The 26,598-nt window shown below is 36.7% G+C and carries 27 protein-coding genes; 9 read left to right on the top strand and 18 right to left on the bottom strand.

Going from position 1 to position 26,598, the window contains the following annotated elements; translation table 11 throughout:
• Positions 1-60: 60 nt before the first annotated feature.
• The 7 genes from pyrG to bshC form a co-directional block, all read right to left on the bottom strand.
• Complete coding sequence (gene pyrG / locus LOK78_RS06635; protein ID WP_166959581.1) at positions 61-1,704, bottom strand: CTP synthase; 1,644 nt, start codon at positions 1,702-1,704, stop codon at positions 61-63.
• A gap of 131 nt (positions 1,705-1,835) precedes the next feature.
• Positions 1,836-2,069, bottom strand: coding sequence for a DUF3820 family protein (locus tag LOK78_RS06630; RefSeq protein ID WP_053972448.1), 234 nt, complete (start codon positions 2,067-2,069; stop codon positions 1,836-1,838).
• Positions 2,066-2,608, bottom strand: a complete 543-nt coding sequence (locus LOK78_RS06625) for a DUF922 domain-containing protein (RefSeq protein WP_232394345.1) — start codon at positions 2,606-2,608, stop codon at positions 2,066-2,068. Before LOK78_RS06625 ends, LOK78_RS06630 begins: the two co-directional genes overlap by 4 nt.
• A 45-nt stretch (positions 2,609-2,653) precedes the next feature.
• Entirely contained in the window at positions 2,654-4,582 is a 1,929-nt protein-coding gene (locus LOK78_RS06620) for a LysM peptidoglycan-binding domain-containing protein (protein ID WP_232634388.1), read from the bottom strand.
• A gap of 71 nt (positions 4,583-4,653) precedes the next feature.
• Positions 4,654-6,186, bottom strand: coding sequence for a glutamine-hydrolyzing GMP synthase (guaA, locus tag LOK78_RS06615; protein WP_166959572.1), 1,533 nt, complete (start codon positions 6,184-6,186; stop codon positions 4,654-4,656).
• Positions 6,187-6,233: 47 nt separating this feature from the next.
• Complete coding sequence (locus tag LOK78_RS06610) at positions 6,234-7,604, bottom strand: pyridoxal phosphate-dependent decarboxylase family protein (protein WP_232634387.1); 1,371 nt, start codon at positions 7,602-7,604, stop codon at positions 6,234-6,236.
• A 2-nt stretch (positions 7,605-7,606) separates the two neighbouring features.
• Positions 7,607-9,211, bottom strand: coding sequence for a bacillithiol biosynthesis cysteine-adding enzyme BshC (bshC, locus tag LOK78_RS06605; RefSeq protein WP_232634478.1), 1,605 nt, complete (start codon positions 9,209-9,211; stop codon positions 7,607-7,609).
• A 212-nt stretch (positions 9,212-9,423) separates the two neighbouring features.
• Here bshC and LOK78_RS06600 point away from each other — a divergent pair, with 212 nt between their 5' ends.
• Positions 9,424-10,719, top strand: coding sequence for a carboxypeptidase-like regulatory domain-containing protein (locus tag LOK78_RS06600; RefSeq protein WP_166959566.1), 1,296 nt, complete (start codon positions 9,424-9,426; stop codon positions 10,717-10,719).
• Between the two features lie 81 nt (positions 10,720-10,800).
• On the opposite strand, the gene katG is transcribed toward LOK78_RS06600, so the two are convergent.
• Positions 10,801-13,038: a catalase/peroxidase HPI gene (gene katG / locus LOK78_RS06595; protein WP_232634386.1), complete on the bottom strand. Its 2,238-nt coding sequence runs from the start codon at positions 13,036-13,038 to the stop codon at positions 10,801-10,803.
• Positions 13,039-13,344: 306 nt separating this feature from the next.
• On the opposite strand from katG, the gene LOK78_RS06590 reads away from it, so the two are divergent.
• From LOK78_RS06590 to LOK78_RS06560, 7 genes are all read left to right on the top strand, one after another.
• The gene (locus LOK78_RS06590) at positions 13,345-13,779 is read left to right on the top strand and encodes a thioredoxin family protein (RefSeq protein ID WP_232394351.1); all 435 of its coding nucleotides are present in this window, start codon (positions 13,345-13,347) and stop codon (positions 13,777-13,779) included.
• Positions 13,776-14,753, top strand: coding sequence for an FAD:protein FMN transferase (locus LOK78_RS06585; protein ID WP_232394352.1), 978 nt, complete (start codon positions 13,776-13,778; stop codon positions 14,751-14,753). The genes LOK78_RS06590 and LOK78_RS06585 overlap by 4 nt, the downstream gene beginning before the upstream one ends.
• Before the next feature lie 5 nt (positions 14,754-14,758).
• Complete coding sequence (locus tag LOK78_RS06580) at positions 14,759-14,968, top strand: DUF4266 domain-containing protein (RefSeq protein ID WP_053972439.1); 210 nt, start codon at positions 14,759-14,761, stop codon at positions 14,966-14,968.
• A gap of 17 nt (positions 14,969-14,985) precedes the next feature.
• Entirely contained in the window at positions 14,986-16,317 is a 1,332-nt protein-coding gene (locus tag LOK78_RS06575; protein WP_232394353.1) for a DUF3570 domain-containing protein, read from the top strand.
• A 58-nt stretch (positions 16,318-16,375) separates the two neighbouring features.
• Positions 16,376-16,531: a glycine zipper domain-containing protein gene (locus LOK78_RS06570; protein ID WP_166959558.1), complete on the top strand. Its 156-nt coding sequence runs from the start codon at positions 16,376-16,378 to the stop codon at positions 16,529-16,531.
• Between the two features lie 67 nt (positions 16,532-16,598).
• Positions 16,599-17,861 (top strand): cation:proton antiporter, encoded by a 1,263-nt coding sequence (locus tag LOK78_RS06565; RefSeq protein ID WP_232634385.1) that lies wholly within the window; start codon positions 16,599-16,601, stop codon positions 17,859-17,861.
• 186 nt (positions 17,862-18,047) lie between these two features.
• Complete coding sequence (locus LOK78_RS06560; RefSeq protein WP_232634384.1) at positions 18,048-18,701, top strand: hypothetical protein; 654 nt, start codon at positions 18,048-18,050, stop codon at positions 18,699-18,701.
• 129 nt (positions 18,702-18,830) lie between these two features.
• Here the strand turns inward: LOK78_RS06560 and rimO are convergent, their stop codons facing one another.
• Positions 18,831-20,135: a 30S ribosomal protein S12 methylthiotransferase RimO gene (gene rimO, locus LOK78_RS06555; protein ID WP_232634383.1), complete on the bottom strand. Its 1,305-nt coding sequence runs from the start codon at positions 20,133-20,135 to the stop codon at positions 18,831-18,833.
• A 78-nt stretch (positions 20,136-20,213) separates the two neighbouring features.
• On the opposite strand from rimO, the gene LOK78_RS06550 reads away from it, so the two are divergent.
• Positions 20,214-21,302 (top strand): serine hydrolase domain-containing protein, encoded by a 1,089-nt coding sequence (locus tag LOK78_RS06550; protein ID WP_232634382.1) that lies wholly within the window; start codon positions 20,214-20,216, stop codon positions 21,300-21,302.
• Here LOK78_RS06550 and LOK78_RS06545 read toward each other — a convergent pair whose 3' ends face one another.
• The 9 genes from LOK78_RS06545 to LOK78_RS06505 all read right to left on the bottom strand — a co-directional run bounded on the left by LOK78_RS06545 (position 21,303) and on the right by LOK78_RS06505 (position 26,586).
• Positions 21,303-21,734 carry an SRPBCC family protein gene (locus LOK78_RS06545; RefSeq protein WP_232634381.1) on the bottom strand — a complete coding sequence of 144 codons (432 nt, stop codon included), beginning with the start codon at positions 21,732-21,734 and terminating at the stop codon, positions 21,303-21,305.
• Positions 21,735-21,766: 32 nt separating this feature from the next.
• Entirely contained in the window at positions 21,767-22,720 is a 954-nt protein-coding gene (gene ftsY / locus LOK78_RS06540) for a signal recognition particle-docking protein FtsY (protein WP_232634380.1), read from the bottom strand.
• Positions 22,721-22,872: 152 nt separating this feature from the next.
• Positions 22,873-23,028 carry a DUF4295 domain-containing protein gene (locus LOK78_RS06535; protein ID WP_082316619.1) on the bottom strand — a complete coding sequence of 52 codons (156 nt, stop codon included), beginning with the start codon at positions 23,026-23,028 and terminating at the stop codon, positions 22,873-22,875.
• Positions 23,029-23,074: 46 nt separating this feature from the next.
• Positions 23,075-23,257: a 50S ribosomal protein L33 gene (rpmG, locus tag LOK78_RS06530; RefSeq protein ID WP_053972430.1), complete on the bottom strand. Its 183-nt coding sequence runs from the start codon at positions 23,255-23,257 to the stop codon at positions 23,075-23,077.
• Between the two features lie 25 nt (positions 23,258-23,282).
• A complete protein-coding gene (rpmB, locus tag LOK78_RS06525; protein ID WP_053972429.1) occupies positions 23,283-23,519 on the bottom strand; it encodes a 50S ribosomal protein L28 in 237 nt (78 codons plus the stop codon).
• A gap of 82 nt (positions 23,520-23,601) precedes the next feature.
• Entirely contained in the window at positions 23,602-24,849 is a 1,248-nt protein-coding gene (locus LOK78_RS06520; RefSeq protein WP_232634379.1) for a competence/damage-inducible protein A, read from the bottom strand.
• 3 nt (positions 24,850-24,852) lie between these two features.
• Positions 24,853-25,194, bottom strand: a complete 342-nt coding sequence (locus LOK78_RS06515; RefSeq protein WP_053972427.1) for a hypothetical protein — start codon at positions 25,192-25,194, stop codon at positions 24,853-24,855.
• A gap of 2 nt (positions 25,195-25,196) precedes the next feature.
• Positions 25,197-25,808, bottom strand: a complete 612-nt coding sequence (locus tag LOK78_RS06510; protein ID WP_232634378.1) for a fumarylacetoacetate hydrolase family protein — start codon at positions 25,806-25,808, stop codon at positions 25,197-25,199.
• A gap of 1 nt (position 25,809) precedes the next feature.
• Entirely contained in the window at positions 25,810-26,586 is a 777-nt protein-coding gene (locus tag LOK78_RS06505; protein ID WP_053972425.1) for a 3'-5' exonuclease, read from the bottom strand.
• Positions 26,587-26,598 lie beyond the last annotated feature (12 nt).

Here is a 26,598-nt window from a genome sequence, read left to right as displayed (position 1 = left end):
TCCTATTCTCCTTGAAGAGAATTAATAACAGCATTGTGCAACTCAAAAAGTTGTCCAATTTTATTTTTGTGCCATACTGACACTTTTATTTTTCTTATGCTTGAATGCAGCTTTAACGAAAGCTACAAATAAAGGGTGTGGGTTGGCCACCGTACTTTTATATTCTGGGTGGTACTGAACACCTACAAACCATGGGTGTTCTGGTACCTCAACGATCTCAACCAATCCAGTATCTGGATTCAATCCCGTAGCAATCATACCTGCTTCTTCGATACGTTGCTTGTAATCGTTATTAAATTCATAACGGTGTCTGTGACGCTCTTGAATCAGGTCTTTCTTATAAATTTGTTTAGCTAAAGACCCATCTTTAATTTCGCAATCCCAAGCTCCTAACCTCATGGTACCTCCCTTATCGGTGATATGCTTTTGTTCTTCCATGATATCTATGACCGGGTCTGGGGTATCTGCTCTCATTTCGGTAGAACTGGCCTCAGACAATCCCAAAACATTTCTAGAATATTCAATAACTGCCATTTGCATTCCTAAACAAATTCCGAAGAAAGGAATGTTGTTTTCACGAACATATCTTACGGCATCAATTTTACCTTCAATACCTCGTTCTCCAAATCCAGGAGCTACCAACACACCATTCAAATGAGAAAGTTTGATTTTTACATTATCCTCATTTAAATATTCTGAGTGAATAGGCTCCACTTTAACCTTTACTTCATTGGCAGCACCTGCATGTATAAAGGCCTCTAATATAGATTTATAAGAATCTTGAAGTTCTACATATTTACCAATCAGACCAATGGTAATTTCGGTAATTGGATTTTTATGTCTTTGAAGAAATTTATTCCATTGCGTTAAGTCTGGATCAGAAGCTTCCAATCCAAGTTTCTTTAAAACTACCTTATCCAAACCTTGCTTCAACATTAAGTTTGGTACATCATAAATGGTAGACGCATCGATAGATTGAATTACAGCTTCTTCCCTTACATTACAGAATAAAGCCAATTTGGTGCGAAGCTCGATTGGTAAATCATGTTCAGTTCTACAAACCAAAACATCTGCTTGCACCCCACTTTCCATTAGAGTTTTTACACTATGTTGGGTAGGTTTGGTTTTTAATTCACCTGCAGCAGATAAAAATGGTACTAAAGTTAAGTGAATCACAATACCATTGTTTTCTCCCAAATCCCATTTTAACTGACGAACTGCTTCAATGTATGGCAAAGATTCAATATCCCCTACAGTTCCTCCAATCTCTGTGATAACGATATCCCACTCTCCAGATTTACCCAGTAATTGAATGCGTTCCTTGATTTCATCTGTAATATGAGGAATGACCTGAACAGTTTTCCCTAAGAATTCACCTCTTCGTTCTTTCTCAATAACACTTTGGTAGATTCTACCTGTAGTCACATTGTTAGCCTGACTGGTAGGTACATTTAAAAAACGCTCATAATGACCTAAATCCAAATCAGTTTCGGCTCCATCATCGGTTACATAACACTCCCCATGCTCATAAGGATTCAAGGTACCTGGATCAACATTAATATAGGGATCCAACTTTTGAATGGTTGTTCTATATCCTTGGGCTTGAAGTAATTTGGCTAGAGAGGCAGCTATGATTCCTTTTCCTAACGAGGAAGTCACACCACCGGTTACAAAGATGTACTTGGTATTCGTATTTGTTGTCATGTTGCGCTTTTAAACGCAGGCAAATTTACAAAATTAAAACCGTTAATAAAGGAATGTAGCAGTAGAAAAATAAGATTTATTAACACTGGTCATTTTGAAACCATCCAATTAAATATCAATCGCTTAGAAACTTACTTGGGATAATTCTCACGAATGTTTCTCACCAAAATTTCCAAGCCGTTTACTTTAAGTTCGTAAACCGTTTGAAGCATCTCCCCTAACTGACCTTTTGGGAATCCTTTATTATGATACCAAACCACATAGTACTCGGGTAAATCTATTAGGTATCTATCCTTATATTTACCAAAGGGCATTTTTGTATGAGCCAACTTAATTAAAAACTCCTTGCTTGGTCCTAAATTCATTTATACGATTCCAATTGTTTTAATTGGGTTGAAATATACGCTTGCCATTTTAATTGATTGGCCAAATCTCGAGAAAAATTGGTTTCACGATCATAGTCTTCTTGCATTTTGGCCCAATCCCTATTAATCTGTACGTGCAATCTATCTATGTCCTGAACTAGTTGCCGTGAAATTTTAACAGCATCCAATTCCATTCTAAAACGGCGGGCATGTAATTCCGTAATATCAAAATGCAATTGTTCATGATTCAAAATAACCGAGGTAGTATCAGCTAGTTTTACCCAAGATTTCTCAGGATAAAAAAAGGCATTCACCTTGGGTTCAAATCCTATTATGTTATCATCTGATGTTTTTAGAGCGTATTCAAACACAATACCTGATGCGGTAAGTGCCACTGCCTTGGTATTGTTATTGGGTTTCCCCTTAAAATCGTCCCATTGCAACTTTTGAGCTCCACTCCATTTTATGGAAGGCTCTGAACTTTTATCTGATATGAAAAAGGGAGACAAGCAAAGCAATATCCAAAAAACTAGTTTCATAGGTAAACCATTTACTAGTTAAAAACGAACAATCATCAAACTTTATTACTTGACTACAACAATCTTAAGATTATCATATTTTACTAAATAAGACGTATCGTTATAGTACCCCCCAAACAATTTTTTCTTGTATGCGAATTTATTTTCCACATACTCTGTCATAGGAGCATCTATAACCGACTGATATAGATCTGGCGAAGTCACCAATCTTAAAACAACATCCATTGTTAAATCAAAACCTCTTGTCGCCACCTTGTTAGGTGTAATATCAAAACGCTTTTCATAAGCCTTAACAAATGGATTTTGGTCATCTTCACTATATGATTTGGCAATGGATGGAAAATGGAATTGCAAATTAGACAAATGGTAATTTGAAACCTCATCATCCCTAAAAGCATCATTCATATTAGTGGTTGCAAGAATAATGGATTTATCTTCCAAATTAGTCATGGAATTCAATTTACTGGTCACGTTTGAAATAAATCCTGGATTATCAGACTCAAGGAAAACCAAGTTGACACCCTCCTTTAATCTACTCAATATATCATCATCCAAAACATAGAAAGCATCCTTCCCTTCCTTGTCCTTTCTTGAAAATACCTGTGATGCATACATAAACTGACGCTTCAACTCATCTGCTGCCTTAGTATGTTTTTGGTCTGAAATTATAATGGTATTCTGAATGAGACTATCTGCTTTAAAATAGTCTAATACGGTATTGTATAACAAATCTTCGGATGGTCTTGATTGGAATACATTATCAAACAACTGAACATTTTTTGTTACCGGCGAAATAACCGGAACGTTAAATGCTTTTAATTCAGATGCTACCCTTTCGATATTTGAGGGCATCAATGGACCAATAACAGCATCAACATTTTCAAAAGAATGATCTCTTAAAATCTCATTGATGGTGCTAATTTGATTTTTGGTATCATAGGTGTCCACTTTTAAATTAACACCTAATTTTTGAAGCGAATCAAAGGCTACGACAACCCCCGAATAAAAGTCTAACGACATATTTAAAAAAGGATCAGTATGCATCTGCTCCTTAGTATCCTGAATAGAATCCATTTCAAGTTTATTCAACTTAAATGGCAGCATCACAGCAATATGCTTTAACTCTCTTGATAACAGTTTTTCATCCAAACTAACCTCAGGTGTATCAATAGCAACACCATTCGCTTCCAACGTTGGATCGTAAGGCACCTTTAAAATCATACCTTCTTTCAATCCATCTATTTTCAAATCTGGATTTAAGGCTTCCAATTGACTTTGATCCAATCCCAATTTAATTTTTAACCTATAAAAACCTTCTTTTGGATTTACCTTATAATAAGAGTATTGATTGTCTATTGGTTTTTCAATTTCTGCAGAGATATTTGGCACATTAATCACTTGCCCCACATCCAAAGTATCTGCTATACCAGGATTAAGTTCATCTAACTCTTGAACAGAAATACCATATTTATATGCGATTCGCCATTTACCTTCTTTAGGAAGAACGGTGTATTTTTTTGTTTTTGAATTATCTACCACCTCAACAACTTCCACCACCGTTTTATAGACTGGGATTTTTATTTTATCACCCTTTTTCAAGTTACTGGCATATAAATCTGGATTGTGTTTTTTAATTTCTGAAACCTCAACCTGATATTCCTTAGAAAGACTAAACAAAGTCTCTTTTTTCTTGACCCGGTGCTCTTTAAAACCAACCAATTCCTTGGTTATTTTTGGTTCTGCTTTAACCTCTGCTCCTGATTTTGGGACAATAAGAACGGTGTTTGGCTTCAACTCTTTTTTAGCATCTGGATTCAGTGCATAAAGCGTTGAAGTTGAAACATTGTAGGTCTTTGCAATACTTTGAATAGTCTCTCCCTGCTTGACTTTATGGGTTCCGTAGTTTTGAGCCTGTATAGACGTCAAAACCCCCAGTCCAAGCATGAAAATAGTTACTAAAAATATTTTTTTCATGAATGAGGTTTTACACTTCTTGATAAAGTTAATGGAATATCCGGTAATTCAAAATTTAATGAATATACGTTCTATTCCCACTCTATGGTTGCCGGTGGTTTAGAACTTATATCATATACTACTCTATTCACACCTTTAACTTTATTAATGATTTCATTTGAAGTCTTTTGCAAAAACTCATAGGGTAAGTTAACCCAATCGGCTGTCATTCCATCTGTACTTTCTACAGCTCTTAAGGCCACACACTTCTCATAAGTTCTTTCATCTCCCATCACACCCACACTATTTACAGGAAGTAACATGGCTCCAGCTTGCCACACAGAATCATAAAGACCCCATGATTTCAAATTACTAATAAAAATGGCATCTACCTCTTGAAGGATTCTCACTTTTTCCGCTGTGATATCTCCCAATATTCTGATTCCTAAACCTGGTCCTGGAAATGGATGTCTTCCCAATAAATTTGGACTCATTCCCATAGAAGCACCAACTCGTCTTACTTCATCTTTAAATAACAGTTTAAGAGGCTCTACAACCTTCAATTTCATGAAATCTGGCAATCCCCCAACATTGTGGTGACTTTTTATGGTAGCACTAGGACCTCCAGTGGCCGAAACACTCTCGATCACATCTGGATAAATAGTTCCTTGAGCCAACCATTTTACATCACTTATAGCATGAGCTTCATCATCAAAAACTTCAATGAACACACGACCAATAATTTTTCTTTTTCCTTCTGGGTCACTTTCACCTTTAAGAGCATCCAAAAAACGTGCCGAAGCATCAACTCCCTTTACATTTAACCCCATTCCTTTGTATTGTTCCAAAACATCTTGGAACTCATTCTTCCTTAGCAACCCGTTATTAACGAAGATACAGTATAGGTTTTCACCTATGGCCTTATTCAATAACATAGCAGCCACAGAAGAATCTACACCTCCAGACAAACCAAGGACCACTTTATCGTCTCCTAATTTCTCCTTCAGCTCTTCTACGGTTTCTTCTACAAAGGATTGTGGTGTCCAGTCTTGATTCACACCAGCTATTTGAACTAAAAAGTTTTCTAAGATTCTTTTACCATCCATGGAGTGATAGACCTCTGGATGAAATTGAATGGCATACGTTGTTTCCCCTTCAATTTTATATGCAGCATTTTCCACATCGTGAGTACTGGCAAGAAGAACGCCATTAGTTGGTAAATGTTTAATAGTATCACTATGGCTCATCCATACCTGACTTCCTTCTGATACACCTTCAAAAAATGCATCTTCTTTAATGAATGACAAGTTTGCTCTACCGTACTCCCGTGTATTTGAAGGAGCTACTTCTCCACCAGAAAAGTGTGCTAAATATTGTGCTCCATAACAAACTCCCAATAAAGGTTTTTTTGCTCGAATGTTTGAAAGATCTGGGTGTGGAGCTTCTTCTGACCTCACTGATGAAGGACTTCCTGAAAGGATTACAGCTTTATAACCATCAATATCTTCTGGAACTTTATTGAACGGGTGGATTTCACAATAAATGTTGAGTTCTCTAACTCTTCGGGCAATCAACTGCGTGTATTGGGACCCGAAATCTAAAATAAGTACCTTGTTGTGTTGCATGCGCAAAATTAAAATTTATAGCTGAAATAGCCAGCTACTTTTTAAAATTATATCATAGACTCCAATATCGACTGGATATCTTGTTCGGTTGTATCAGGATTAATAAAACAAAAACGGGAAACAGTTTCAAATCCACTTTTTGATTTCCACTTAGTTGGTGTCACCAATGCAAACCCAGATTTATGGTTTTTATAGGTCCATTCCCTATAATCTTGAGGCTCCCAGTCTTTTCTTCTGAATAATACACAGGATAAGCTAGGTTCCCTAACCAGCTCCACATGATCCATTTCTTCAATCATTTTCCCAGCTATTTGAGCTAGCTCCAATCCACGTTCAATAGCTTCTTTGTAAGTATTTGTTCCATGCATTGCCAAGGAAAACCACAAAGGCAATCCTCTCACACGGCGTGTTAACTGAATTTGATATTCTGTAGGGTTAAAACCTATAGCACCTTCATCATTAAATATTTCCAAATAGGATCCTTCTTGATGATGCGCTAATTTAGCCAGTTCTGGTTGCTTGTAAATGACAGCTCCACAATCATAAGGAGAAAACATCCATTTATGAGGGTCAATAGTAATACTATCAGATTTCTCAATTCCTTTAAACAAATGTCTTACGGAATCAGCCGCCAGTGCTCCACCTCCATAGGCAGCATCAACATGAAACCATAAATTTTCACGTTCACAGACATCTGCGATTTCATCAAGTTCATCAATAATTCCTGCATTGGTTGTTCCGCCTGTTGCTACTACGGCAAATAACCTTCTCCTTTCAGCCTCCGAAAGTGAATCAATCATTTCAGTTAATTCCTTACCTGAAAGCTTTTCTTCAGAATCAACCAACATAATATCAACATCTGCAACCTTGGCCATAGCTTTAATAGATGAATGCGCTCCTATAGAGGTAATGATCAATCCTTTTTCGCCTTTAAATTCTTCCTTCTGCCTCCAACTTTCTCTTGCTGTTACTATTGCCGATAAATTAGCAGCTGTACCACCACTGGTAAAAACCCCAAAGGCACCTTCAGGCAAACCTGTTAAAGAAACTATCCACCTCATGGCTTCATTTTCACAATAAATACCACCAGCTCCTTCCATCCAATAGGCTCCATGAATACAAGAGGCCGAAGTCACCAAATCAAACATAACCGCTGCTCTCGATGGCGATGCTGGAACGAAGGCTAAATGCCTAGGATGATCGACAGGTACATTGGCTTTGGATAAATGTTCTTTCCATAGATTAAAGGCATTTTCTCCCCCAATCCCTTTTTCGGTAATGGTTTCACCCACTAAAGATTTTAGTTCCTTTTCTGATTTTGGATGACCTATGGGTTGGTCGGCGACGGTAATTCTATCAATAGCGTATTTCATGACGTCTAAGGTCATGGCAACCAAATTAAAATCTATTTTGTGCATGCTTAATCTAAGTTTAGTATTAAAAACTCACCTGACAGAGGTTGCAAATTTAACACTAACTGTTGGATTAATTGGTCTCCATACTCCAAATAAAACTCTGAAAAATTAGCTTGGCGTTCTTGAAGACTTTGGCTAGGAAAAAGTTCATTTTGCAGGTTAGAAGCCCTGTCCAAAACATCGTGCCATTTTCTTTTCTGGGCTTTTAAAAGTCTTTTCTCCAAATGCTCCAGACCTTTTATTTGTTTTCTTTCCTGTGCTCCAACCGCTCCAATAAACGAAGGGTCTGTTTGCTGAGCTACTTTATAAAGCTCTTCAAATTGATTTTGAAGAAACTGCTTTTGCTCAGAAAAGTCGATGTCAACCTCGGAAAGCTGCTTGGTTAATTTTGTTTTTAATTCAGACTGTTTTAAAAATAAATCCTGAATCTTGAGATTAAGTTTATCCAACTTAAGGCGCTGCTTTTTATTGGTGATTAAAACAGAGTTCCTAAGTAAAAGAACAGGAAATACCACTTGATTTTTATCAAAATTAGACTTCAACTGAAACCAATAAGCTAGTTCACCACCACCTCCAATATAACATAAATTAGGAAGGATTACTTCTTGGTACAATGGTCTTAAAATAACATTAGGACTAAATCTTTCAGGATAGTTTTCAAGTTCATTTAAAATACCATCTTTATCCCACGACATATTGGTTTCCAAAACAGAATAAGTACCTTCCTGCTCTACAATACGTTCGCGTATTCCTCCATGAATATAGAATAAATTGATTTCACGTGGATTTACCTGAATCTTATAATTTTTGGGTAATTGATTGATGGATTCATTTGTTTTTGAAACTTCTTGAAAAGAGGACTGCTCCAATAGCTCCTTTTTCATGTAAGGAACAAACAAGTTTTTTAACTCATGACTATTGGCATCTATAATCACCAAACCGTATTCAGAAAACAACTCATTAGCCAAGTATCTAGTAGCATCTGCCAAACTGCTGCTTTCCAAATAGGCATTTTGAAACAGCTTTTTTAGATACGTTGCATTTTTACTAGAGTTCAATTGATTTGAGAATACCTCAAAAACTTGGTCTACACCATCCAAACGCAATTCACCCACAGCGCCACTAGATGCTCTATCCCACTTTATTTTTTTACCTTCAAAATTGAAGTAATTGATTTCTTCAAAATCATGATCTTCTGAGGCCATCCAATAAATGGGAACAAAATTATAATTTGGGTAGGTCTCTCTTAATTCTTTACACAGATTAATCGTTGAAATGATTTTATATAAAAAATATAAGGGTCCTGTGAATAAATTTAATTGATGCCCTGTTGTAATTGTAAAAGTATTTTCATTTCCTAAGGCAGTTATATTTTGCTGGGTCTGTTCTGATATGTTCAAACCCTTATATTGCCTATTTAATGATTCAAGTAAAATTCGTCTGCTTTCAATTGGGTAGTTTAATTGCTTTTCTTCAATTTGTTTTGAAAAATTCTCTTTACTTGGGAAATGATTGTAAAAGTGTTTTAATTCTTCCTTTTGGTCTAGATAATCGTTTATTAAATCAGAAAAATAATTGCTCTCTTTAAAGGAAATACAGTCGGTTGGCATATAATAATTCAAAATTTCTGTAAATATACGGCTATTCCAATTTGAGAATTCTAAAAAATAAGTTAAGAGAATACCTTTATCCATTTGACAGGATTACATCTTTATATTATTGAATTGCAAACGAAAACCTAAAAACATTATCAAATTCAGAAAAATTCCGTATCTTATCAAAAGAAAATTAGGTAGACAAAACTAATAATCTATGAAGTCTCATGAAAACTTTACGCGTAACTTCACATTTCCCCAAATCGTTGCTCCTTCTAGCTGCCTTTTTACTTTCGGCATGTTATTTTAACGTTTCTGCTTTTTCAACTGAAAACACAACCTTAATTCAACAAAATTATGACGAATACAAAGGAAGTGTTTATGATGCCAAAACTAAAGATCCGCTCACTTTTGCAGATATCACTTTGAAAGGAACCAATATAAGCACCATCACCAATACTGAAGGTGAGTTTATGTTAAAAGTTCCAAAGGACCAAAGCAATGGTATCATTGAAATTTCATTCTTGGGCTATACCAAGAAAGAATTAAGCTTAACTGAATTTAAAAACAATTCTAAAATCTATTTAGAACCTTCCGTTTCAGAACTAAGTGAAGTGGTCATCAACAGACCAGAAACAGCATTAGCCCTGGTTGAGGCTACTTTAAAAAAGAAAGGTGAAAACTACATCAACCAACAAAATATTATGACTGGTTTTTATAGGGAAACTATTAAAAAACGTCGCAAAAACGCCTCCCTCTCAGAGGCCGTTGTAGAAATATACAAACAACCCTACAATTCCAATAAAAAGGATAAAGTAAAAGTCATTAAGTCAAGAAAAGATGTAGACTACTCAAGATTAGACACCTTAGCTCTTAAACTTCAAGGTGGCCCTTTTAGCACCCTGTATGTTGATATGATTAAATACAACGAGTTTATTTTTGATTTTGACACGATGAAATACTATGATTTCAGTTTTGATAATTCTACTCAAATCAATGATCAAAATGTTTTCGTGGTCAACTTCAAGCAAAAACCTGAGGTCGATTCTCCTCTTTATTATGGTAAGCTCTTTATAGACACTGAAAATTATGCCTTAGTAAGTGCCGTCTATAATTTAAATGTGGAAGATGAGAAAGAAGCGAGTAAGCTCTTTGTCAAGAAAAAGCCAGCAAGGGTTGACGTTTATCCTAAGGAAGCCGCCTATCGTGTAGACTACAGAACACATAATGGAAAGTGGCATTACAGATATAGTAATGTGCAACTCATGTTTGTGGTCGATTGGAAAGGAAAATTATTTAATAGTAGGTATTCGCTTAATAGTGAAATGGCCATTACCGATTGGAAAGAAGATGCTTCTAAAAGATTGTCTTCTGGCGAAAGCTTTAAACCTAGCATGATTTTAATGGAAGAAGCCTCTGGATTTTCTGATCCCGAGTTTTGGGGAGAGTACAATATTATCGAACCTGAAAAGTCTATAGAATCAGCCATTGAAAAAATCAGTAAAAAAATGGCTAAAAACTAATTTCAATACTTACCAAAAACTGAAAAGAGGCCGTCAAAATTCATGACAGCCTCTTTTTTATTTTATTAAACTAGTTTTCAATTAATACCTTCCTAAGTCAGTGACTTTCGCCCATGCTTCTACAAAATCATTTACAAATTTGTCTTTGGCATCTGCACTGGCATAAACTTCGGTCAATGCCCGCAATTCAGAATTAGATCCAAAAATTAAATCAGCTCTGGTTCCAGTCCATTTCTTTTCTCCTGTGGCTCTATCTTTTCCTTCAAACAACTCATTGTCCTCAGAAATAGGGCTCCATTTGGTACCCATATCCAAGATATTCACAAAATAATCATTGGTTAAAGTTCCTGGACTATTTGTTAATACACCAAGGCTGGATCCGTCATAATTAATATTAATGACCTTTAATCCTCCCATCAAAGCAGTAAGCTCAGGAGCTGTTAAAGTTAGAAGTTGCGCTTTATCAATCAACAATTCCTCTGAACTAACAGGAAACTTGGTCCCTCTGTAACTTCTAAATCCATCTGCAAATGGCTCTAGATAATCAAAAGCCTCAACATCAGTCTGTTCTTGAGACGCATCCATTCTACCCGGGGTAAATGGCACTGACACATTTTTACCTGCATTCTTAGCAGCTTTTTCTACCCCTGCATTACCAGCAAGGATAATCAAATCGGCCAGTGATACCTTTTTGTTACCACTTTGGGAATCATTAAAATCTTTTTGAATACCTTCTAAAACACCCAACACTTTAGATAATTGTGCCGGATTATTTACTGTCCAATCTTTCTGAGGTTCCAGTCGAACTCTAGCGCCATTAGACCCGCCACGTTTATCTGACCCTCTAAATGTTGAAGCAGAAGCCCATGCAGTACCAACCAATTCCGAAACGGACAAACCGCTTTCTAAAATTTTTGATTTAAGTGATTCTGCATCATCACTAGTTATCAAATCGTGATTAACTTCAGGCACAGGATCTTGCCAAATTAATTCTTCTTGCGGCACTTCTGGACCTAAATATCGCTCTACAGGGCCCATATCTCTATGAGTTAATTTAAACCATGCTCTAGCAAAGGCATCGGCAAACTCATCTGGGTTTTCATAGAATCTTCTAGATATTTTTTCATATTCTGGGTCAAACCTTAAGGACAAATCTGTAGTCAACATGGTTGGACGATGCTTTTTATTTGGATCAAATGCATCTGGTATACTTTCCTCTGTACTTTTAGCTACCCATTGTTTAGCACCAGCTGGACTTTTGGTCAGCTCCCATTCATTTTCAAATAAATTCTTGAAGAAAAAATTACTCCATTGTGTAGGCGTTTGTGTCCAGGTCACTTCTGGTCCGCCGGTAATAGCATCTTTTCCACTTCCTGTTTGAAAGCTACTTTTCCATCCAAATCCCATTTCTTCTATAGCAGCGGCTTCTGGCTCAGCTCCCACATATTTACTTGGATCAGCCATTCCATGTGTTTTCCCAAAGGAATGTCCGCCTGCAATTAAAGCAACGGTTTCTTCATCATTCATGGCCATTCTTTTAAATGTTTCCCTAATATCAACTGCTGCTGAAACCGGATCACCATTTCCATTGGGTCCTTCAGGATCTACATAAATCAATCCCATAACCACAGCTGCTAACGGGTCTTCCAAATCTCTCTCACCCGAATAACGTTTATCCCCTAGCCACTCCTTTTCAGAGCCCCAATACACATCTTCTTCTGGCTCCCACACATCTTCACGACCGCCACCAAATCCAAAGGTTTTGAAGCCCATGCTCTCTAACGCCACATTTCCAGCTAAAATCATTAGATCTGCCCAAGAAATCTTATTACCATACTTTTGTTTGATTGGCCACAACAATCTTCGCGCTTTATCTAGATTAGCGTTGTCTGGCCAACTGTTTAAAGGCGCATATCGCTGCTGTCCAGCTCCTGCTCCACCTCTACCATCACCTATTCTATAGGTTCCGGCACTGTGCCAAGCCATTCTAATAAAAAGTCCTCCGTAATGTCCAAAATCTGCTGGCCACCAATCCTGTGAATCGGTCATCAAATCATTCAAATCTTTCTTTAATGCATCATAATCCAAACTTTCAAAAGCTTCTTTATAATTAAAATCTTTATCCATTGGATTGGACAGTTCAGAAAACTGACGTAGAATATTTACTCGCAATTGGTTAGGCCACCAATCTCGGTTTCGAGTTCCTCCACCAGCCGCTTTTTGAGGCGCTGCCCCAGAAAAAGGACATTTGGCACTTGACTCATTAACTTCCCAGGCATTTCCTTGATCATGCCCATTTGAATGCATATGATTTCCCATATTTAATATGTTTTAGTTTATGTTTCTTAAAATTATAATAATCAATTCTTATGAAATCTAATTTTCAATCAATAAAATTTATATCGATATAAACCTCATAAAACACCTTTAATTTACGGAATTTCAAAGAGGTAGAAAAGACCTAAACGTTAATAAGCTATTAATTAAATACCGTTCTAAATAAACCTACATATTATACTTCTAATACTTATTTTTATCTGATATGATTATAAATTACCAACAAACTTATTTTTAATGTAATACATGTTACACAAGTTACGTTTGATATGTATTAATTTCATCCTCATGAAACACATATGGATTGGTTGCTTTTTCTTTTTAGCAACCCAAATGACAATCGGTCAAAACTGGATGACCAATTTTACCCAAGCAAAGAGTTTAGCAGCTAAAGAACATAAACCAATTGTTCTTGTATTTCAAGGATCAGATTGGTGTGCTCCTTGTATCAAATTAGATAAAGAAATTTGGAGTACCGAAGAATTTAAATCGTATTCCAAAGATCATTTTGTCATGCTCAAGGCAGACTTTCCACGGAAAAAAAAGAATACCCTTTCTCCAGAAATACAAAAACAAAATGGTGAATTGGCTGAAAGGTACAATCCCAATGGATTTTTCCCTTATGTTTTAGTATTAGATGAAAAAGGTCTGGTCAAAGGAAGTACGGGCTACCAAAAAACAACACCCAAAGAATTTATAAAACTTTTAGAATCATATCATTGAGAAAACTTGTTCTCATCGGGTTCGTAATTTTATTGGCTACCTCCCTGCAAGCCCAGACACCTTTCAAAAGGGTTTTGAAATTGATGGGAAGCCGCTTTGAAATTACTGTAGTGGCCAACTCTCAAAACGAGGCAGACCAATATATAGATCTGGCTGTTGATGAAATGAGTCGGATTGAAAAACTGATTTCCTCATGGGACCCAAAATCCCAAACATCCAAAATCAATGCCATGGCCGGGATAGAACCTGTTCAGGTGGACAAAGAGTTATTTGATTTAATCAAACGGGCTATTGGAATATCAAAAATTACTGATGGCGCCTTTGATATCACCTATGCTTCCATGGATAAAATCTGGAAATTTGATGGTAGCATGACCGAGATGCCTTCCCCGGAAGCCATTAAAAATTCGGTTTCAAAAGTGGGTTATCAGCACATCGTTTTGAATGAAAAGGAGCTTTCGGTTTACCTGGATCAAGAGGGGATGAAAATTGGCTTTGGCGCTATAGGAAAAGGCTATGCCGCAGATGTAGCCAAAAATTTATTAATAAGTAAAGGCGTTGTGTCTGGAATCATCAATGCCTCTGGCGATATGAATACTTGGGGAAAACAACCCAATGGAGAGCCATGGCAAGTGGCTATCACCAATCCTATGGACAAAGATAAAGCGTTTGGACTATTGCCAATCGAGCATGGAGCTGTCGTAACTTCTGGGAATTATGAAAAATTTGTCACCTTCAATGGTATCAGATATACCCATATTATTGACCCCAGAACTGGGTACCCTGCTACTGGTATTATAAGTGCCACCGTATTTGCACCCAAAGCCGAACTGGCTGATGCCTTGGCAACTTCCATTTTTGTTATGGGAAAAGAAGTTGGATTAAATCGAATCAATCAATTACCACAAATTGAATGTATTATCGTGGACGAAAACGGCCATGTTTTTACCTCAAAGAACATTAAAATTAATTAGTAGCTATGAAAAAATTAGGTCTTGCTATTGTTATTCTTTCAACTGTCACTTCTTGCATGACCGTTAAGGAATATGAAAAAATAAACATCAACGATCCAGATATGGCCCTTTCGGACAAACCTGCAGATCGTAACGTGACCACCTTCCACTCCTACAGAGAAGCCGCTTCTGGAGCCAACGGAGGAAAAACAGGAGGCGGTTGCGGATGTAATTAACCTTAATTCAAAAAAAGATGACAATTAAATCTCTCATATTTACCTCTGTAATCAGTCTGGGATTTGGAAGAGTTGTACAAGCACAAAACTCGCCCGTTTCAGATTCTACAAGAGTTTACAAAAAAAGAGTTCTTGAAAGTACTGAAGTGGATATTTTAAGCAGTTACTACAGTCAAGACGGAGACAATGCCGCCGTTTCAGGAGGTATCGGAACCGAAGAACTTACCGATGCAACAGGAACCATCATTGTGTCAATTCCACTTAATGATGATGATGTACTGACTATTGATGCCGGAATTTCAGCATATACTTCTGCTTCTTCAAGTAATATCAATCCATTTGACAGTAACGATCCGGCAGATCCTTTCACAGCAAGTTCTGGAGCATCCTCAGGCGACATTTGGGTTAACGGAAATATTGGTTACAGTCATTCTTCAGATGATAGAAATACCATTTATTCAGGAAAAGTATCGGTAGCCTCAGAATTTGATTATTTCTCTTTGGGATTTGGTGGAAGCATCACCAAATTATTTAAGGAGAAAAATACCGAACTGAGTTTACATGCTAGTGTCTATCTAGATACTTGGAAAATACTATACCCGTATGAATTAAGGCCATTTGCTGATAACGGACCAGGTTTGAATGATGAATTTTATCAGGGTCGCATCATTACAGGTAATCCAGATTATGCCCCCTCTTTACATGAAATAGATAGCAAGGGACGAAACTCCTATTCCGGTGGATTGAACTTTTCACAGATATTGTCAAAAAATATGCAGGGGTCCATCGCTTTGGATGTGGTAAAACAACAAGGCCAATTAGGAACGCCTTTCCAAAGGGTTTACTTTGCCGATGTAGCCAATTCCTATATTGAGAATTTTCAATTAGCCGACGATATCGAACAATTACCGGATTCGCGATTCAAAATAGCCGTTGGTGGCCGTTTGCACTACTTCATCAATGAATTCCTGGTACTGCGTACCTATTACCGCTATTATTCTGATGATTGGGGAATCAGTTCACATACCGCCAGTTTGGAAGTGCCAGTTAAGATATCAGATAAATTTACGCTTTACCCTTCATATCGCTATTACAATCAAACCGCCGCTGATTATTTTGCACCTTACGAAACCCATTTATCCACTCAAAACTATTATACCTCAGATTATGACCTTTCAAAATATTCGGCCAACCAATACGGTTTTGGAGTCTCATACACCGATATTTTCACCAAGGCCCATATTTGGAAGTTTGGTTTAAAAAGCGTCGACTTAAAATACTATCATTACGACAGAAACACATCCTTTAATTCTAATATCATTACGGTGGGTGTAAAGTTTGTTCAGTAGATATTCAAATTAGGTTGTATGGGTGTAATTTCTTATTATTATGAGAAATTAGCATCTCATGAAAAACAAATATATGGGGCTAGGTGTCGCTCTAGGCGTTGGATTAGGCACCCTTATTGGCTCTCTCTTTGATCAAACAAGTGTTGGACTAGCCATTGGAATTGCCATAGGCATTTCATTTGGATTGATGATGGATAGGAGAAAAAAGAAATAAAATAACGTTCAAAGTCATTTCTTTTCTCTTTAATCATTTCTTGTTCTAAACTCTAAAGATCACTTTTATGAATATATATATCATCGCGGCCATTCTGGTTTCCCTGTCAGCCGTATTCGGTTATATCAATACTCGATTTATTAAATTACCCAATACCATTGGTCTCATGCTTGTGACCATCATCTTTACCTTTTTTGCCTTTTTGGTAGGCTATTTTGATGATACCATACTAGATGCGGAAACAAATTTTGTGAAACAAATTGATTTTGAAACAGTTCTAATGGACGTCATGTTGAGCTTTCTGTTGTTTGCCGGAGCTTTACATACCAATTTCGAACAACTAAAAGTACAACGCTGGCCGATATTATTATTCTCTACGTTAGGCGTTGTTACTTCCACATTTTTGATAGGTGGTTTGACCTATGGCTTACTGGCATTATTGGATTTTAATATCCCATTTATATACTGCTTACTTTTTGGCGCCCTAATTTCCCCCACCGATCCCATTGCTGTTTTGGGTATATTAAAACAAGCAGGTGCTCCAAAAAAATTGGAAACCAAAATCGTAGGTGAATCGCTGTTCAATGATGGTGTGGGTGTTGTTGTATTTCTAACCATTTTCAAAATTGCTTCTGGAGGAACCGATATTGAAGTTGGCGAAGTGTTGCTCCTATTTGTTGAAGAAGTATTTGGTGGTATTTTATTAGGTGGTGTTTTAGGGTTTATAAGCTACCGACTCATGAAGTCTATTGATAATTATGATATAGAAGTGATTATAACGTTAGCTGCAGTGATGTTGGGTACGGTTATCGCACAACAATTACATGTATCTGCCCCTTTGGCTATGGTTACTGCTGGCTTAATTGTAGGTAATGACACCGTTAGAAAACATACCATGTCTGAAATCACCGAAACCTATGTGGATAAGTTTTGGGAGCTTATTGACGTTCTTTTAAACAATATCTTATTTGTATTAATTGGATTGGAAATCTTAATTCTATCAGTTGAAAAAAACTACGTTCTTGCGGGCATATTAATGATCCCTATAGTGTTAGCTTCAAGGTTTCTATCACTATTGATTCCGGTAAATGCTCTGAAGAAAAAACTTGATTTTGTTCCTAACACCAATTTGGTGATGACTTGGGGCGGATTACGGGGAGGAATATCCATCGCCTTGGCTTTGTCGCTTTCTCAAGATATGCACCGTGATTTGTTTTTAGTGATTACCTATGCCGTGGTGGTATTTTCAATCGTGGTACAAGGCTTGAGTGTAGGAACCTTGATTAAAAAATTAGGAATTAATGTGGAGCCTTCTGAGGGTGGACATTAAAAAAATTCAGAACTAGAAAACGAATTGTAAAAAAAGTTTAAAACTTAGATACTTGAATCAATAATCAACATTGAATGAATCATAATCAGTTTTACTAACAAAAGATTTATATTTACACTTCAAAATTCCATTTTAATATAATCACAATTGTGTTGTGATTTCTATAAACAACTGATAACCGTCCCAATGAAATTAAAAACCTATCTATTAAGCATCTTATTATTTTCATTTTTAATCAATAATATGTCTGGTCAAACTGAACAAACAAATTTTGATTATGGAGAAATCGATAATAATATTTATAAGAATTCATTTTTCAACTTTACGATTAATATACCAACTGATTGGGCCATTCAAAATAAGGAACAAATTGAAGCCATGAAAAGGCACGGAGAAGCTTTAATGGCTGGTGACAACGCGCAAATGAAAGCTATCCTGAAGGCCTCCGAAATTAATTCTGCCATCCTTTTAGGGGCATTCAAATATGAGCTTGGATCAGCAGTAGAATACAATCCAGGAATAAGTATCGTGGTAGAAAATATAAAAAATTTCCCGGGGATAAAAAGTGGAAATGAATATTTATATCAGGCTCGAAGAATCATGAAAAACTCTCAAATTAAGTATGACCATATTGATGAGGAATTTGAAAAAATTGAAATTGATGGTCTAGAATTTTACCGTATGAATGCCGAAATGAACTATATGGAACTAAACATTAAGCAAATATACTATTCAACTACTTTAAACGGATTTGGGTTTTCAATCATTGTGTCTTTTGTTAAGGAATCTAATAAGGAAGAATTGATGAATATTTTAAATACAATAAAATTTAGAGATTAAATAAAAGAAGATAGTCCAATCCTTAGGTGAATTTGATAATTTCATTATTTATTTCAAAATATTGCTAACCATATGTTATAAAAAAACCCATCTGAATTGATGGGTTTAATATTATATCTTTAAACAAGTTTAAACGACAACTTCCCCGTACAAATCAAAATCAGCGGCATCCGTAATTTTTACTTTGGTAAATTCTCCTGTTTTCAAATAAGTTGTTGAAGCATCGATTAACACTTCGTTATCGACATCTGGTGAATCAAATTCGGTTCTTCCCACAAAATAATTCCCTTCTTTTCTGTCTATTACCACCTTAAATTCTTGACCAATTTTTTCCTGATTCAGTTCCCAAGAAATTTGTGATTGAATCTCCATAATCTCATTGGCGCGATCTTGCTTAACTTCTTCTGGCACATCATCTTCTAAATTAAAGGCATGTGTGTTTTCCTCATGCGAATAGGTAAAACAACCCAAACGCTCAAAACGCATTTCTTGAACCCATTGTTTCAATTCTTGAAAATCCTCCTCAGTTTCCCCCGGGTATCCAACAATTAGAGTCGTTCTTATGGTCATTCCTGGAACTGCCTTTCTAAATTCTTGAAGCAGTTTGGTGGTCTTCTCTTTGGTGGTACCACGTCTCATACTTTTTAAGATGTGATCAGAAATATGTTGTAGAGGAATATCAATATAATTACACACTTTCTCCTCACGGTTCATGACTTCCAATACATCCATTGGAAATCCCGTAGGGAAGGCATAATGCAAGCGAATCCATTCAATTCCTTCCACTTTTACCAAAGCTTCCAATAACTCAGCTAAATTGCGCTTTTTATAAAGATCCAGGCCATAATATGTTAAATCCTGTGCAATCAGTATCAACTCCTTAACGCCACTTGCTGCCAATTTTTCTGCTTCAATGACCAAATCTTCAATAGGTGTGCTTTTGTGCTTTCCTCTCATAAGCGGAATCGCACAGAAACTACACGGACGGTCACAACCCTCAGCAATTTTTAAATAGGCAAAGTTTTTTGGAGTGGTTGTCAAGCGCTCTCCAATCAGCTCATGCTTGTAATCTGCTCCAAGTGCCTTTAATAATTGAGGAAGTTCTGTGGTACCAAAATATTGGTCCACATTTGGAATTTCCTTTTGTAAGTCTGGTTTATAGCGTTCACTTAAACAACCGGTCACAAAAACCTTATCCACCTCACCTGCTTCCTTTTTCTGCATAAACTCCAAAATGGTGTTGACGCTCTCTTCCTTGGCATTATTAATAAAACCACAAGTGTTTATAACAACGACATTTCCCTCTTCTTCATGAACAACTTCCTTCCCACTTGCCTTTAATTGTCCCATCAAAACCTCACTGTCGTAAACATTTTTACTACAGCCTAAGGTTACCACATTGATTTTATTCTTTTTAAGTGACTTGGTTCTCATAATAAATTTTAAGGATGCAAAGATACAACCTTAATTAAACCTTTTATATTTTTATACATCTAAATGTAAAACATTGTTATGAAGCGCCTTATCTACCTATTTTTAATCTTATCCCTATATGTATTTGGTTGTCAATCGTATGACGACGCACCCAATACAGACCCAGAAAACAATCTTCCCGAAACTCAAGATCTTTATTTCCCGCCTTTGAATTCTGAAGAATGGGAATCTATTCCTCCAACTTCATTGGGGTATCATGACAGTCAAATTCAACCCTTGTTGGATTTTTTAGAAGAAAAAAACACCAAAAGCTTTATCATGCTCCACCATGGTAAAATTGTGCTGGAAGCTTACATGAATGGTCACCAAGCAGGTACGCCATGGTATTGGGCAAGTGCCGGTAAAACACTATCTGCAACGGTTGCCGGCATCGCACAAGATCAAGGCTTTTTAAATATTGAAACACCTGTTTCCAATTACTTGGGAACTGGATGGACTAGTGCCCCTATGGAAAAAGAAAATTTAATAACCAACAAGCACCTCCTTACCATGACCTCGGGTCTGGATGACAGTTTGAGTGATGATGTCTCTCCAGAAAACTTGCAATACCTGGCAGACGCTGGTAGCCGATGGGCCTACCACAATGTTTATGTGAAAATTCAGGATGTGGTTGCAGCTGCCACAAACCAAAATTGGGACACCTATTTTGAAAATCAATTGAAAAATAAAGTAGGGATGTCGGGAAGTTGGATTGATCTGGACAATTTAAATGTCTATTTCAGTAACACAAGAAGTATGGCTAGGTTTGGACTAATGATTTATGCCAATGGAAAATGGGAGAATGAACAAATCGTTTCAGAATCCTATTTACAACAAGCGACCAACACCTCACAAGACATTAATTTAGCTTACGGGTATTTATGGTGGTTAAATGGTAAGTCTAGTTTTCATCTGCCTCAATCGCAATTAGAATTTCCAGGAGAGCTTATTCCTAATGCACCAGCCGATATGTATGCTGGTCTAGGGAAAAATGACCAAAAGATATATGTTGTTCCCAGTGAGCAATTGGTCATTATAAGAATGGGAGAATCTGCCGATGACAGTAATTTTGCCTTATCTAATTTTGACAATGACTTATGGGAAAAGATAAATGCGGTGATTCAGTAGTTAGTTTCTATTTTCAAAAGGAATTACGGTGCCTTTTTCAAGATAGTCTTTAAGTCCGTTGAGTAACATGCCCCAACAAAACGAAGAGAATTTTAGGTGATCGTTCATCTCGGGCCAATTGACATGACTAAACTTGACATAGGTTCCTTGGTCGTGTTCTTGTAAATCAAATCCAAAAGTAGTAGGATCCCAATCCTTGTCACTCTTGGTCATTTTAATATGGAAAGAATTATTTGGTTCACAAACCACTACTTCACCATACCAATCATACGCATCAGTAAAATTCAAATTGTAGGTTGTCCCAAGTTTTGGTTCGCCAGAACTTTTTAGAGGCCACCAATTATCCAAATGTTGTGGTTGTGACACAGCGTCATACACCTCTTTTTGTGGAGCTTTAATAATGAAGTTATGATATATGGAATGAGATGACATAAGCAACTATTCCTTTAAAGATACAAAATTCTTTACTTGAAAAATGAATCTACAAATTCATACTTATTGAAAACTTGAAGATCTTCAATTCCTTCACCCACGCCTATATACTTCACTGGGATTTTAAATTGATCAGAAATTCCTATCACCACACCGCCTTTAGCAGTTCCATCCAATTTGGTAACAGCTAATGAGGTAACCTCTGTAGCAGCGGTGAATTGTTTGGCCTGTTCAAAGGCATTTTGACCTGTAGAACCATCCAAAACAAGTAGAACATCATGAGGTGCATCACCCACCACTTTTTGCATCACGCGCTTCACTTTGGTGAGCTCGTTCATCAAATTCACTTTATTGTGCAAACGACCTGCCGTATCTATAATAACGACATCAGCATTTTGGTTGACCGCGCTTTGTAAAGTATCAAAAGCTACCGATGCCGGATCGCTTCCCATGGCTTGCTTTACAATAGGTACATCTACCCTATCTGCCCATACCTGAAGTTGGTCAATAGCGGCTGCCCTAAACGTATCTGCGGCACCCAAGACCACCTTCAATCCTTTCTTCTTAAATTGGTAAGCCAATTTACCAATGGTTGTGGTTTTTCCAACACCATTGACACCTACCACCATCATGACATAAGGTTTCTTATTTTCAGGAACAACAAATTCGGTAGCTTCTCCATAGTTGGTTTCACTCAACAAGGCCGCAATTTCTTCTCTAAGGATTTGATTAAGCTCATCGGTACCAAGATATTTATCTCTAGATACACGTTCTTCAATACGTTCAATGACCTTAAGCGTCGTATTTACACCCACGTCACTTGTTACCAATACTTCTTCAAGATTATCCAAAACATCATCATCTACTTTGGACTTTCCAGCTACAGCTTTGCTTAATTTATTTAAAAATGAAGTTTTGGACTTTTCAAGTCCCTTATCTAAAGTTTCCTTTTTTTCTGAAGAAAATATTTTTTTAAAAAAACTCATGGTCTGTTGATTATTGGCAATAAGCAAGTCAAAATGCTTGCCTAATTTTCAAAAGTGAAAATTTGTCATTAGTTGAAGAGCAAATATAAAACAAAAGCAGCTTTCAAAATATTGAAAGCTGCTTGTATATCTTAAAAAACTTACTGCTTGGTTTAGTTTTGTTTGCTTAACCAATCGTTAACTTCTTCAGGAGTCATAATTGATTCTACAAATGTATATGCCCCACTCTTAGGAGATTTAACCATTTTGATAGCTTTAGTTAATCTCTTAGATCCTGTTTGTAATGATGCTACTGATTTCTTTGCCATGATTCAAATGTTCTTTGAAATTTTTACAAAATGTAAAAAATCCTAATTATTTAATTTCTTTATGAATTGTCATACGCTTAAGAATTGGATTAAATTTCTTAATCTCCATTCTATCTGGCGTATTCTTTTTGTTCTTAGTAGTAATGTAACGAGAAGTACCTGGCATTCCAGACTCTTTATGCTCTGTACACTCTAATATAACCTGTATTCTATTCCCTTTCTTTGCCATTGTAGGTGTTTTTTCGCGTTATCTATTATTTTAAATATCCTTTAGCTTTCGCTTGTTTGATAGCGGCAGAAATACCAATTCTGTTGATCGTTTTCAAAGCGGCTGTAGAAACCTTTAAGGTTACCCACTTATCTTCTTCAGGAATATAAAAACGTTTTTTGATCAAATTTGCATCAAATTTACGTTTTGTTTTATTCATCGCGTGAGAAACATTGTTCCCAACCATTGCTTTCTTACCAGTAAGTTCACAAACTCTAGACATCTTTTTCTGACTTTAAATTGTTCTTATTTCAAAACAGGGTGCAAATTTAGTAAAACTTATCTATATCAACAAACTAATATTATTACTTTTTTAAAATTTCTTTATGTAATAATTCCAAAGCTTTATTTGCAGCCTTATTTATAACCCGTTCCCGATGGCTCCCAAAATGAAATTCATGCGTCAAAACCCCTTGTTTAGTGGCAATAGCAATAAATACCGTCCCCACTTCTGCTTCTGAGTCTCCTTTATCTGGACCTGCATTACCCGTGGTGGCTATAGCGTAATCTGTATTAAAAAGTAGTCGAGCTCTTTCTGCCATGGCTTGGGCTACCTCGGCACTCACTACCGAATATTTTTTAATCAATTCTTCCGAAAGCCCCAAAACCTTCACCTTGGTTTCCGTCGCATAAGTCACCACACTTCCCTTAAAATAGTGGGAAGCTCCCGGATGTGCTGTAAACATTTCAGCAATTTTTCCACCTGTACAGCTTTCGGCAGTTGCTATTGTTTGATGGTTTGCCTCTAAAGCCCCACCTATTAGTTCCTCAATACTTCCATCGTTCTCAAATCCTACAAACACATCTTCTATTTGAGGCATCAACAAATCGATTTGTTGCTTGATCTCATTTTGGATTATGGTTTTATCCATTCCCTTTGCGGAAAGACGTAATCGAACCCTTCCCAAATTTGGCAAATAGGCCAACTTGACAAACTTAGGTAAATGGTCTTCCCATGTTTCAATTCGTTCTGCTAAAGCACTCTCCCCTATACCGTGGGTTAGAACTGTTTGATGTTCTATATATGGAAACTTAAATTTCCTTCGGAGTCTTGGCAATACCTCATCAGTCATTAAAGCCTTCATCTCAAATGGCACTCCAGGCATGGAAACAAATACTTTCCCATTCCTTTCCAACCACATACCGGGAGCACTCCCGTTTACATTCATTAAAGCGGTTGCTTTTGAAGGCACAAGAGCTTGATCGATATTAACCTGAATCAGCGGTTTTTTTATATAGGTATCCCAGATGCGACGAATGTTTTCAAGAACAGCTTCATCCCTAATTAAGGTGTCATCAAAATACTCTGCAATAGTTTTTTTGGTAATATCGTCTTTGGTGGGTCCCAGTCCACCAGTAATCAAAATAATATCGGCATTCTCCTCAGCTTCAGCTAAAGCCTTTAGAATATGTTCCCGATCATCTTGAACAGAGGTGATTTGATATACCGAAACCCCTATCTGATTAAGGGCTTTACTAATAAATGCGGAATTGGTATCAACGATTTGGCCGATTAAAATCTCATCGCCAATGGTAATAATTTCTGCTTGCATGGGTTACAATCCAAAATCGGACTTGATTTCCTCAACAGCTTGGTCAACGGCAGTCAAAACAATGTCCAACTCATCCGATATATCCAAACCCGTTTTTTCAAACTTTCCCCAATCCTGAACTTCAATCAAGTTTGACAAAACACCCAATTCAAACAAATCTACGGTTGGTTTCATTTTATGGGCAGCCTGATAAGCCGTATAATAATCTTTTTCTGCTACTGCTTTTTTCAATCGTTCAGCATCTTCTGGAACTTCCTCCAAAAAAGCTGCAGCCAATGCAGCAACAAAATCTTCATCGCCATCGGCCATTTCCCTTACTCTATATAATTTATAATGCGCTTCCATAGTTATTTTACAGTTACGGTAAACATAGGTTGATTACCAATGTAACCTATTAATTCATCATTCGCTTCTACTTTACTCACACCGGCAGGTGTTCCTGTAAAGATAATATCTCCAATTTTTAAAGTGAAATATTTGGACACATATTCTATTATCTCATCAATTTTCCAGAGCATAAGACTCGTATTGCCCTCTTGCACCTTATTTCCGTTTTTGGTTAATGAAAACGAGACTTCATTCAAGTTTTCAAATTGCTCTTTTGGCAACCAGTCTCCTATAACGGCAGCGCCATCAAACCCCTTAGCCTTTTCCCACGGCAATCCTTTGGATTTTAATTGTGCCTGCAAATCTCTAGCCGTAAAATCAATTCCCAAACCTATTTGGTCATAATATTTATGAGCAAATTTTTTATCGATATGTTTTCCTACTTTACTGATTTTTACAAGAATTTCAACTTCATGATGTACGTCATCAGAAAAATCAGGAATAAAAAAGGGGTGTTTAGCAGGCAAAATAGATGTATCTGGCTTCATAAAGATGACCGGATCTGTTGGTCTTTCATTTGCCAACTCTGCAATATGATCGGTGTAATTTCTACCAATACAAATGAGCTTCATTCTAACTCAATTTATTATTAAAGTTTCTCAATTTAATAGCTGTTAGCACTTTTTTGGTATACAACGGAAAATCGGCATTTAACAACCAACCAAAATAGCCTGGTTCTTCTGTAAGTACGTCCTCGACTCTTTTGCCCTTATGTTTCCCAAAGGAAAAGCACTCCTCTCCTTTTTTATTAAAGGCAATAAAACCTGCAAAATCGGCATATTGTTTTCTGGAGCTAAACTCGGCTAAAAACTTCATGTCATTTTCCAAGGCTTCATAACGCTCTACTTGAGCCTTTAAAACCTCATAAGTTGCTTTGGTATCTGCTTCAGCACTGTGGGCATCCTCTAAGTTTTTATCACAATAGAATTTATAGGCTGCACTAAGTGTGCGTTGTTCCATTTTATGAAATATAGCCTGAACATCCACGGCCAATCTGTTTTTCATATCAAAATCTACTTCAGCCCTAAGCATCTCTTCGGCCAACAATGGAATATCAAACCTATTGGAATTAAAACCTCCCAAATCGGCATCTTTAATCATTTGACTCACCTCCTTGGCAATTTCTTTAAAGGTAGGCTTATCTGCTACATCAGCATCTGAAATACCATGTACTTTAGTTGTTTCTGCAGGAATAGGAATGGTTGGATTGACCAACTGTGTATAAATATCCTCCTTGCCGTTTGGATGGACTTTTAGAATGGAAATCTCAACAATTCGGTCTTTTGAAATATTGATTCCTGTTGTTTCTAAATCAAAAAAGCAAATAGGTTTGTTTAATTTAAGAGACATGCTACAATTTTT

It is taken from the genome of Mangrovimonas futianensis (genome assembly GCF_021245805.1).
Classification (GTDB): Bacteria; Bacteroidota; Bacteroidia; order Flavobacteriales; family Flavobacteriaceae; genus Mangrovimonas; species Mangrovimonas futianensis.
This window is presented reverse-complemented; position numbering and strand designations above follow the sequence as displayed.

Excerpts from the sequence above, each read along its gene's own strand:
- pyrG (WP_166959581.1), bottom strand. The coding sequence starts at position 1,704 with ATGACAACAAATACGAATACCAAGTACATCTTTGTAACCGGTGGTGTG.
- LOK78_RS06630 (WP_053972448.1), bottom strand. The coding sequence starts at position 2,069 with ATGAATTTAGGACCAAGCAAGGAGTTTTTAATTAAGTTGGCTCATACA.
- LOK78_RS06625 (WP_232394345.1), bottom strand. The coding sequence starts at position 2,608 with ATGAAACTAGTTTTTTGGATATTGCTTTGCTTGTCTCCCTTTTTCATA.
- LOK78_RS06620 (WP_232634388.1), bottom strand. The coding sequence starts at position 4,582 with ATGAAAAAAATATTTTTAGTAACTATTTTCATGCTTGGACTGGGGGTT.
- guaA (WP_166959572.1), bottom strand. The coding sequence starts at position 6,186 with ATGCAACACAACAAGGTACTTATTTTAGATTTCGGGTCCCAATACACG.
- LOK78_RS06610 (WP_232634387.1), bottom strand. The coding sequence starts at position 7,604 with ATGCACAAAATAGATTTTAATTTGGTTGCCATGACCTTAGACGTCATG.
- bshC (WP_232634478.1), bottom strand. The coding sequence starts at position 9,211 with ATGCCAACCGACTGTATTTCCTTTAAAGAGAGCAATTATTTTTCTGAT.
- LOK78_RS06600 (WP_166959566.1), top strand. The coding sequence starts at position 9,424 with ATGAAAACTTTACGCGTAACTTCACATTTCCCCAAATCGTTGCTCCTT.
- katG (WP_232634386.1), bottom strand. The coding sequence starts at position 13,038 with ATGGGAAATCATATGCATTCAAATGGGCATGATCAAGGAAATGCCTGG.
- LOK78_RS06590 (WP_232394351.1), top strand. The coding sequence starts at position 13,345 with ATGAAACACATATGGATTGGTTGCTTTTTCTTTTTAGCAACCCAAATG.
- LOK78_RS06580 (WP_053972439.1), top strand. The coding sequence starts at position 14,759 with ATGAAAAAATTAGGTCTTGCTATTGTTATTCTTTCAACTGTCACTTCT.
- LOK78_RS06575 (WP_232394353.1), top strand. The coding sequence starts at position 14,986 with ATGACAATTAAATCTCTCATATTTACCTCTGTAATCAGTCTGGGATTT.
- LOK78_RS06570 (WP_166959558.1), top strand. The coding sequence starts at position 16,376 with ATGAAAAACAAATATATGGGGCTAGGTGTCGCTCTAGGCGTTGGATTA.
- LOK78_RS06565 (WP_232634385.1), top strand. The coding sequence starts at position 16,599 with ATGAATATATATATCATCGCGGCCATTCTGGTTTCCCTGTCAGCCGTA.
- LOK78_RS06560 (WP_232634384.1), top strand. The coding sequence starts at position 18,048 with ATGAAATTAAAAACCTATCTATTAAGCATCTTATTATTTTCATTTTTA.
- rimO (WP_232634383.1), bottom strand. The coding sequence starts at position 20,135 with ATGAGAACCAAGTCACTTAAAAAGAATAAAATCAATGTGGTAACCTTA.
- LOK78_RS06550 (WP_232634382.1), top strand. The coding sequence starts at position 20,214 with ATGAAGCGCCTTATCTACCTATTTTTAATCTTATCCCTATATGTATTT.
- LOK78_RS06545 (WP_232634381.1), bottom strand. The coding sequence starts at position 21,734 with ATGTCATCTCATTCCATATATCATAACTTCATTATTAAAGCTCCACAA.
- ftsY (WP_232634380.1), bottom strand. The coding sequence starts at position 22,720 with ATGAGTTTTTTTAAAAAAATATTTTCTTCAGAAAAAAAGGAAACTTTA.
- LOK78_RS06535 (WP_082316619.1), bottom strand. The coding sequence starts at position 23,028 with ATGGCAAAGAAATCAGTAGCATCATTACAAACAGGATCTAAGAGATTA.
- rpmG (WP_053972430.1), bottom strand. The coding sequence starts at position 23,257 with ATGGCAAAGAAAGGGAATAGAATACAGGTTATATTAGAGTGTACAGAG.
- rpmB (WP_053972429.1), bottom strand. The coding sequence starts at position 23,519 with ATGTCTAGAGTTTGTGAACTTACTGGTAAGAAAGCAATGGTTGGGAAC.
- LOK78_RS06520 (WP_232634379.1), bottom strand. The coding sequence starts at position 24,849 with ATGCAAGCAGAAATTATTACCATTGGCGATGAGATTTTAATCGGCCAA.
- LOK78_RS06515 (WP_053972427.1), bottom strand. The coding sequence starts at position 25,194 with ATGGAAGCGCATTATAAATTATATAGAGTAAGGGAAATGGCCGATGGC.
- LOK78_RS06510 (WP_232634378.1), bottom strand. The coding sequence starts at position 25,808 with ATGAAGCTCATTTGTATTGGTAGAAATTACACCGATCATATTGCAGAG.
- LOK78_RS06505 (WP_053972425.1), bottom strand. The coding sequence starts at position 26,586 with ATGTCTCTTAAATTAAACAAACCTATTTGCTTTTTTGATTTAGAAACA.